This window comes from Microcoleus sp. Pol7_A1 (genome assembly GCF_036701085.1).
Classification (GTDB): Bacteria; Cyanobacteriota; Cyanobacteriia; order Cyanobacteriales; family Microcoleaceae; genus Microcoleus; species Microcoleus asticus.
Genome location: NZ_JAUBQD010000076.1, coordinates 23,711 through 30,076 on the forward strand (window position 1 = coordinate 23,711; position 6,366 = coordinate 30,076).

The window sequence follows — 6,366 nt, forward strand, 5'->3', positions numbered from 1 at the left end:
GATATAGCTAGAGATTCAAAGATTGTTGAATTCGAGAAAAATCCAGCAGTCTCAAATCTCAAGTTCACAAAACTCCTGCGTTGGACATGAGGGTGATTTCTTCAATTACTGCACTTGCTGGCAACTGAACTGCGTGCAGAATTGATTGGGCGACGATTTCTGGGGTTAACATGGCGCTGCGATCGAAGTCGGATTGCACGGTGTTTGTGTCCCACATGGGAGTGTTGACAGAACCCGGACAGATTGCTGTTACCCGAATTCCGCGAGCCCGTTCTTCGGCGGCTAAGGTTTTAGACAAAGCCATGAGACCGAATTTGCTGACGCAGTAGGGTCCCCAGTTGGGGAAGGTTTGGATGCCGGCGATCGAGGAAACGTTGATGATGATTCCCGATCCGCGATCGCGCATCGACGGCAAAACTCCTAGAATGCACTGCCAAACGCTAGTAAGATTGAGGTCTAGAACGTTCTGCCAGTCGGCTAGGGACGTTTCCGTCAAGGAGCCGGTGTAGCCCATACCCGCGCTGTTGACCAGGATATCTACGGCACCCAATTGAGCTGCGATCGCGCTGATGCTGCTTTGCACTTGCTCAATTTTTGCCAAGTCTAAGGGATAAGCTTCTGCTTTCACTCCGACTTCTCGGGCTGCTGCGGCAACGGCTTCTAAGTTTTCCGACTCTCGGCTAACTAAGCCCAGATTTATGCCCTCGGCGGCGAACGCTAGAGCCGTCGCTTTGCCAATACCGCTGCTGGCTCCGGTAATCAGAGCCTGCTTTGTTGTTGGATGGTTCATTCAGTGTCCTAATACTTTCGCTCGGCAAATCCCTCAAGCGTTGCAGCTTTCTTCGGCAAATTAGAAAGCTGTCTGCTGCGGGTGAGTACAGTTAATTATGAGATCAACATTAAGAACTGTTAAGCCGGTGTCACCTGAGAAATTATAACACTGCTGACTGATCCGCAGAATAGTTGAGTTATCAGTTATGAGTTTGAAGTTAAAAGATTTTTAACTCATAACTGATAACTGTGAATCGATCGGCTCAAGCAGAAATTTCTGTGAATACACCGATGTCGCGAAACTTTTGATACCGGAGCTGGCGCCGCTGCTGACCTGTAAGCTGTGTCAGTTCTGCTAGGTTTTCCAACAAAGCTTGTTTGAGTATGGATGCAGCTTTGAGGGGATTCGAGTGAGCGCCGCCGACCGGCTCGGGTACTATTTGATCGAGAACGCCGAGGTTTTTCAAATCCCAGGAAGTGATTTTAAGGGCTTCTGCGGCTAAGTTAGCTTTGCCAGAGTCTTTCCAGAGAATGGCCGCACAAGCTTCGGGGGTGGCGACAGTGTAGACGGAATGTTCCAACATCAACAGCCGCTCGCCGACACCGATACCCAATGCGCCGCCGGAACCGCCTTCGCCGATGACGGTACAAATAATGGGAACGTCGAGGCGAAACATTTCTCGGAGGTTACAGGCGATCGCCTCTCCCTGTCCGAGCTCTTCTGCTTCTAAGCCCGCCCAAGCTCCCGGAGTGTCGATAAACGTGAAAATTGGCATTCCGAAGCGATCGGCGTGTTCCATCAACCGCAGGGCTTTGCGGTAGCCGCCGGGAGCCGCCATGCCGAAGTTGCGGGCTATATTGTCTTTAGTGTCGCGCCCTTTTTGATGGCCGATGATGACTGTGGGAAGCCCGTCTATGCGGGCAATTCCGCCGACGAGGGCCGGGTCGTCTCCGCCGCGCCGATCGCCGTGAAGCTCGATCCACTCGTCGCTAATTGCCTGAATGTAATCGAGGGTACTGGGGCGGCGCGGGTGACGGGCGAGTTGCAGACGCTGCATGGGGGACAAGCTGCTGAAAATCTCTTGTCGCAGTTGGGTTGAGCGAGCTTCGAGTTTGCGAATTTCGTCGGTGACATCTACGCTGTTTTCTTCGGCGAGTTGGCGAATCTGGTGAATTCGGGTTTCTAGTTCCGCCAGCGGCTTTTCAAAGTCTAAGAGTAGTGGTTTGCGGTCTGGGTTTGCCACGCTGATAATTTCTATAGGGTTTTAAGGTTTTGTCGATCGACTATTTCCAGATCCTACCCTGTCAGGTGATGCTGAAAAAGAGGGGAAATTTGGAAATTTGGAAGTTTTGAATTATGCTTTGCTTAGTAATCTTGTTGAAAACCAGAGGCTTGAGCCTCATTTTTTGCTACACTATTTTTGCTTGCTTCTGATTTTTACGCGCATACTTCCCCGCGCCCCTAGACCCCCACAGCCACAAAAAACCTAACCCTGCTGAACTGTTCCCCAGTAAAAAAAGCGACACCCGCGGGATCAATCTCACCTCTACGGAAGCTTTAACAGCCCTGTCTGTATTAGCTAGCTGTTGTCGCCGACCATCAAATATCATAAAAAAGACCAACTCTTGTCGCGAATCCCCTGGGCTGGTTGAGAACTAAACATAACTTTTAATTTCGTCGTGCGATCGGACATAATGTTAACGGTTAACTGTTAAGTCTCTAAAAAAAAGTTACTGGTTATTATCAGAAAAACTTTCCTCAATAACCAATAACCGCAACAAATCACATCAAAATGACATTAAAGGTCGGAAACCGTGTTTAACTGAAATCTCGCCGATTTGCTCCATCTTTTCGACAGTAATTTGATTCCGTCCCCAAGAAAAATTGGTATACAATTTTTCAAATTCCAGCAGCATTGATTCGGCAAAACAGGCAAACAACTGTCGGCCCGGTACATCCATATTTACAATCTTCATAATTTTCCACTCAATATCGAGGGAATGCTCCACAATGCCGCCATTGAGTACGTAAATTTCCGGATGCTGAACCTGAGTTGCCAGATTTTTCGGATAGCCACCGTCAATCAATAAACAGGGTTGCTTCAATGTCTTGGGGTCAATTTCTACTCCCTTTGGCATACTGGCTACCCACACTACAATATCCGCTTGGGGCAGGGCTTCTTCCAAATCCAAGATTTTGCCTCGCCCCAATTCCGATTGCAAATCTTGCAATCGTTCTTTGTCGCGGGCAATGAGCAACAATTCTGCTACATTTGTTTTAAGATTGAGCCAGCGACACACCGCACTGCCAATATCCCCAGTAGCACCGCAAACCGCTACAGTGGCTTTTGAAAGTTCAATTCCCAATTTTGGGGCTGCTTCTTCTACTTGACGGCAGAGGATGTAAGCCGTGTGAGTGTTACCAGTGGTGAAGCGTTCAAACTCCAACTTGAGATTGCGAATTTGCTTAATTTGCTGCAAGTTGAAAGTCTCAAAAATGATTGAAGAAAAGCCGCCTAAAGCAGTGATGTTAATCCCGTTTTTTTGAGCGTGTGCCATCGCATTAAGGATTTTGCGAGTGGCTGCTTTAATCCGGCGAGTGGCTAGCATTTCTGGCAGAAAACAGGACTCCACATAGCGGCCTTCTATTTTTTGTCCAGTGATGCTTGTTACCGTGATATGATCGACTATTTGAGGCGGTGCGCTGCACCAAAAATCGAGACCTTGATCGGCATATTCTGGATAGCCCAGCTCGTTAGCTACTGATTGGGCGTGTTCTAAGCTGGTTAAGTGACCGATTAGACCAAACATTAAGTTGTCAAATGAAGGAAGATTGAAGATTGAAGATTGAAAAATGGAAGAGGGAAGATGGGAAGATTAAAAATTTATATTTTAAAATGAGGTATCCCATTTTTCATTTTTCATTTTTAATTTTTTTCCCATTCCTTATTTCCTAATTAACTAGGCTGCTAAGCCTTGTGCTGACATCCGCATGATATCGCGGTTGTTAAAGCCTATGTTGCCTAGGGCTTCGCCGTAGGCAATCATAAAGTCTTCGATTAAAGCGTCTTTTTCCATTCCTAAAACGCGGGCATCGTCTGCGACAGCGTTTAGCAGTCTCCAGATGATGGGCAGGTTTTGGCGGTTGGCGGCTTCTAGTTCGGCTTTGGATTCCTCAAAGTGAGCTTGCAGCCAGACTTCCCCAAAGTTGAGGTGGCTGTATTCTTCTTTGACGACGCCTTCGGTGATTTTGCGAGCAAAGTCATCGGCGACGGGGATGTAGATGTTGTAAGCTGCGATCGCAAAACACTCGATAATTAGCGATTGGATCAGCAAGCAAGTTACAATCTGACCTTGAGCAGCGGCCGTTTGGAAGTTTCTGTGCAGTTCCGAAAAGAACTCCTTGGCAAATGCCATGTCCGGCGTGACTTTGAGATTCTTGCCGCAAGCTTGGAAGCCTTTCATGTGGCGGTTCTCCATCTTGGACAAGCCAACTAACTCTGCTTTTTTGTCAGCCAACAGTTCGGCCAGTGTCAGGTAATTATCGTGAGCTTCTTGTTCGCCTTCAATTACAATGGCGTTGATGCGGCTGTAAGCATCTTTGTAAGTTTCGGTTTGAAAGTCAATTGTTGGGCTGGCCTCAAGCTGGGGCATAGATATGTAGTCTCCTCATATAAGCTTGTGGGATGTTTGGAAACCCCTTTAAAATTGGGGGTCAGTGACAGTGCACTTTACCTTTTTTGAACGCACCCCATCTAAATCAGAGATTATAGCTGAGGATTCTTTCGACAAAGAACTTTTCTTTGACGCTCCGGGAAAAACTGGCGTCCTCAGCGTGTTTGGCGGACTTTTGCCGTCGAACACTCCAGAAAGACTATCGCTAGAATGCTATCTATTTACTAATTAGTTGAATTAGTCGTTAGTCGATCTTTTGCCCGGAAATAGATGATAGAAATACGGTCTATGTCTCCACCTTTCAGGGTTTTACAGTACCAACTCTATCTATAACATTATATCCTAACCACAACTTCCTCCCTAGGTACTCCTTCTTTCCCTCTACGACTATTATGTTGTGGTATGGGAATCTGGGAGGCGATCGGGTTGGAGAACCTCACAGGCTTATTATTTTAGGTTAATTCACAAATTTATGGGTAAATCCTTTGACAGGTCTCAAGTGCTGGAATTGCTGAGTTTTATTTTGTTGCTGGCGGGGGCTGCGCTGGTGCTGCTGCCGCTGGCTGCTGTATTTTTGCTTTCATTATCACCATCTGGTGTGGGTGTCAAGACCACAGGCCTGACTTTTGCGAACTATCAGGAGGCTTGGCGACGGGGCAATTTTTTGTTGGCATTCCTTAATTCTACTCTAGTGGCGCTGGCAGTGACGGGTTTTCAGGTTGTGACTTCTGCTTTGGCCGGTTATGCTTTGGCCAGGCTGAAGTTTCGGGGGCGACAGGCCTTAGTTTTGGGGGTTTTGGCGACGCTGGTAATTCCGTTTCAGCTTTTGGTGATTCCGATTTTCTTGGTTTTGAAGTGGGGTCATCTGCTGAATACTTACGGGGCGCTGATTTTGCCTACGGCGGCTAACGGTTTTGGGATTTTTCTGCTGCGCCAGTATTTTATGACTGTTCCGGTGGAGTTGGAGGAGGCGGCAATGCTGGATGGGGCTAACCGCTGGCAGGTTTTGTGGCAGGTGATGTTACCTTTGGCCCGCCCTGCTTTGGTGACGCTGTTTTTGTTTACGTTTATCGGGGAGTGGAATGATTTGTTTAAGCCGCTGGTGTTTACGACGCGGCCCGAGTTGCGGACTGTGCAGTTGGTTCTGGCCGAATTTCAGGAACAGTTTACTAGCAGTTGGCAGTTGTTGATGGCGGCGGTGGTAATTGGAACTGTACCGGTGGTGTTGCTGTTTTTGGCCGGTCAACGACAGTTTATACGGGGGATTGCGGCGACGGGGATTAAGAATTGAGTTGAAAATGCTTGGCAATTAAGTTTGTAGTCATTTGTGGAACCATTCTCAAGAACAGGCAAGATGCCTGTTCCACAAATACTAAATATTCTTGTTGAACAGGCATCTTGCCTGTTGCTGACATTGGTTCCAGGTGTGAGTTTGTAGTTACTGGGCGATTGAAATCGCTACTATAGCAATCCTAAATCCCACATTCCGCAGGTGCGCTCGCGCGCTCAAGTATTTTTAAAAGATGAGCAATATTGAAGCGTCTGATATTAGAGTACAAGATATTGACCACTGCGGACTAATTGCTGGCATCTGTGATGCGATGGGATTAGTCGAAGGGCTCGATCAACTCTTGGGGACTCACCCACAAGAAATCGTCACGCCCGGTCAAGCAGTCAAAGCCATGATTCTCAATGGATTGGGATTTGTCAGCGCCCCGCTGTACTTGTTGGAAAAATTTTTTGTCGGCAAGGCCACAGAGCATTTGTTAGGAGAAGGCATCAGACCAGAACACTTAAATGACGACAGATTGGGGCGCGTCCTGGACAAAATGTATGCAAAAGGACTCACAGAAATCTTCGTGACGGTGGCACTGTCGGCGGCACGACGCTATGGTGTAGACCTGCAGAGTCTGCACTTAG

At 47.7% G+C, this 6,366-nt stretch carries 8 protein-coding genes; 3 read left to right on the top strand and 5 right to left on the bottom strand.

Annotated features, from left to right (window positions below; all coding sequences use genetic code 11):
• Positions 1-64: 64 nt before the first annotated feature.
• From QUA20_RS27875 to QUA20_RS27890, 4 genes are all read right to left on the bottom strand, one after another.
• A complete protein-coding gene (locus QUA20_RS27875; RefSeq protein ID WP_333193133.1) occupies positions 65-790 on the bottom strand; it encodes an SDR family oxidoreductase in 726 nt (241 codons plus the stop codon).
• A gap of 244 nt (positions 791-1,034) precedes the next feature.
• Positions 1,035-2,015 (bottom strand): acetyl-CoA carboxylase carboxyl transferase subunit alpha, encoded by a 981-nt coding sequence (gene accA / locus QUA20_RS27880; RefSeq protein ID WP_333193135.1) that lies wholly within the window; start codon positions 2,013-2,015, stop codon positions 1,035-1,037.
• A 544-nt stretch (positions 2,016-2,559) separates the two neighbouring features.
• A complete protein-coding gene (locus QUA20_RS27885) occupies positions 2,560-3,582 on the bottom strand; it encodes a long-chain acyl-[acyl-carrier-protein] reductase (RefSeq protein WP_172191000.1) in 1,023 nt (340 codons plus the stop codon).
• A 150-nt stretch (positions 3,583-3,732) separates the two neighbouring features.
• Entirely contained in the window at positions 3,733-4,425 is a 693-nt protein-coding gene (locus QUA20_RS27890; RefSeq protein ID WP_172191002.1) for an aldehyde oxygenase (deformylating), read from the bottom strand.
• Positions 4,426-4,495: 70 nt separating this feature from the next.
• Between QUA20_RS27890 and QUA20_RS27895 the strand changes: the two genes are divergently transcribed.
• Positions 4,496-4,678, top strand: coding sequence for a hypothetical protein (locus tag QUA20_RS27895; protein WP_333193137.1), 183 nt, complete (start codon positions 4,496-4,498; stop codon positions 4,676-4,678).
• 240 nt (positions 4,679-4,918) lie between these two features.
• Entirely contained in the window at positions 4,919-5,737 is an 819-nt protein-coding gene (locus QUA20_RS27900) for a carbohydrate ABC transporter permease (RefSeq protein ID WP_333193139.1), read from the top strand.
• Here QUA20_RS27900 and QUA20_RS27905 read toward each other — a convergent pair.
• Positions 5,727-5,861 carry a hypothetical protein gene (locus QUA20_RS27905; RefSeq protein WP_333193142.1) on the bottom strand — a complete coding sequence of 45 codons (135 nt, stop codon included), beginning with the start codon at positions 5,859-5,861 and terminating at the stop codon, positions 5,727-5,729. The genes QUA20_RS27900 and QUA20_RS27905 overlap by 11 nt on opposite strands.
• Before the next feature lie 108 nt (positions 5,862-5,969).
• Between QUA20_RS27905 and QUA20_RS27910 the strand changes: the two genes are divergently transcribed.
• Positions 5,970-6,366, top strand: a 397-nt coding sequence (locus QUA20_RS27910; RefSeq protein WP_333193145.1) for a DUF4277 domain-containing protein, incomplete at its 3' end; no start/stop codon positions are given.